This window comes from Lacinutrix sp. MEBiC02595 (assembly GCF_053601555.1).
In genome coordinates, this window is sequence record NZ_JBSHNU010000049.1 from 1 (window position 1) to 1287 (window position 1287).

A 1287-nucleotide genomic window follows, 5' to 3' on the forward strand; every position below is an offset into this window, starting at 1 on the left:
GAAAAGACCTATAGATAACAACGTATATAATTAATGGCTAGTTATAGCTTGCTTACGAAAATCTTTGCAGATTTTCTATTCGGTTTTTATTTACTAAATTAGGTGCTGAAACACGCCACTAATCATATACAAACACGTTACAGCACATATGACAAAAGAACTAACATTGTTACTAATTTTGATATCAGTGCTTCTTTTTAACTGTGATAAAAAGCAATCTGAGTTGGAATTTGAACAGTCAGTCATTTATGAAATATTTCCTGCTTTAATGGATTCTTTACATTATGATTTTCGACTAAAACCACCACGACCTCCTAAACCTATTTTTAACGAAAAGGGAAAAATAATTGGATCCGACACAACTGGAATTGGAAATGTATTAGCAGATTATAGAAAAAGGAAAACGGAACTCAAAACTGACTCTATCAAATTAGTAATTGCGATTAAAGACTCTGTCTATTCTCTTAAAATAAATGAAAGAGAACAACTATTAAAACATTTTTCAAAATATAACTTAATTCTTGATTCTAATGACTTGTCTATTGAATATAAGATTGACTTAGAAAAGTTGAAAGCCGACGACAAATTAGAATTTAAATATCGTTCGGAATTTCCAAAAGGTAGTAATATTTGGAAAAAAGAATACGACTTCTATTTGAATGAAACCACTAGCCTATCCAGAATTCAATTTGACTCAACTAAATCATTTGGTATTTTAAATAGTGGAATGGGTTGTGGAAAATTATGTGGAACTGGAGTAAGAGTTTTTATACGAAAAGTTAACGGAAAATGGATAATTGACGAAATTACAGTAAATGAAATAGCATAAATATACGTGCTGTAACACCGTATATAATTTATTGCTAGTTCTAGCCTGTTTACGAAAACCCTCGCGGATTTTCTATTCGGTTTTTATTTGCTAAATTACGTTCTTAAACACGCAACAAACCATATACAAACACGTTATAAAAAATAGCCGAAAATCCTCAATTTCAACAAACTGAATTTCTTAAAACATAAATAATCGGATTATTTCCTTACTCAAATCTTAATAAAATAATCGCGAACTCTGCTTACTCAATTCACGAATTGAATTCTTTGCGGAATTTTGACGCAAAGGAGAAATAAATCTTGCGCAGTTTTTTGAAGCCAAGGAAATTTTAGCTCGCCAGGAAATGCTTACTCAATCGCTAAATACTCCAAAGAGTTTAAAAAAAACACTTTTCGCTATTCAACTGTAAAAGCAAAACACGTTTAGCTTTCCTCCTTTTATTGCGCAACTTAACG

At 30.9% G+C, this 1287-nt stretch carries 1 protein-coding gene; it reads left to right on the top strand.

Annotation, left to right across the window (positions count from 1 at the left end):
• Positions 1 to 148 precede the first annotated feature (148 nt).
• Positions 149 to 829 carry a hypothetical protein gene (locus ACVCZW_RS00175; RefSeq protein ID WP_452231304.1) on the top strand — a complete coding sequence of 227 codons (681 nt, stop codon included), beginning with the start codon at positions 149 to 151 and terminating at the stop codon, positions 827 to 829.
• The last annotated feature ends 458 nt before the right edge of the window (positions 830 to 1287 follow it).